The 485-nt window shown below is 51.1% G+C and carries 1 protein-coding gene; it reads right to left on the reverse strand.

Annotated elements, in window-relative coordinates; genetic code table 11:
* Positions 1-155: 155 nt before the first annotated feature.
* A partial coding sequence (locus tag OGV69_RS01275; protein ID WP_502873873.1) for a phage tail fiber protein occupies positions 156-485 on the reverse strand: 330 nt, incomplete at its 5' end.

The raw sequence follows: 485 nt of genomic DNA on the forward strand, positions 1-485 counted from the left end.
ATGTGGCTGGTTTCAGATTAAACGCCTTGAACCGTCATATTGCTTAAGTACAATCCGCCGTGACTGGCAATCATTCAATACTCGCACAATCGGACGTTCACCAGTCAGCCGCAACCACGCTCTTGCATACGGTGTGGTTGCGGCAACCATCATTTTTACACCTGAGCATCCTGCTGATTTTGCTGGCGCTCGCGTTCAGCGTTTTCTCTGGCTTCCTGTGCCTCGAGCTGTTTAATATTCCAGATGCTGTTGTGGGGCATCTCAACACGCAGGTCTACCCAGCGACCAGCCGGAATATCCACCGGGTCGCCATCTTTAACCGTTTCGGTAAATGAACCATCGTCATTTTTAATGCCAATCAGGTTCCGGGCAAATTCTGGCGCATTGCTGTGTGTGCGATGGAACGTACGGATTGTAATATCGCCATCGGGCGCTATTTCGAAATCCAGCCACAACAGAGGCAGGCCGTTACCGTTTTGCGGCAC

This window comes from Citrobacter sp. Cc139, from assembly GCF_030334645.1.
Lineage (GTDB): Bacteria > Pseudomonadota > Gammaproteobacteria > Enterobacterales > Enterobacteriaceae > Citrobacter > Citrobacter werkmanii.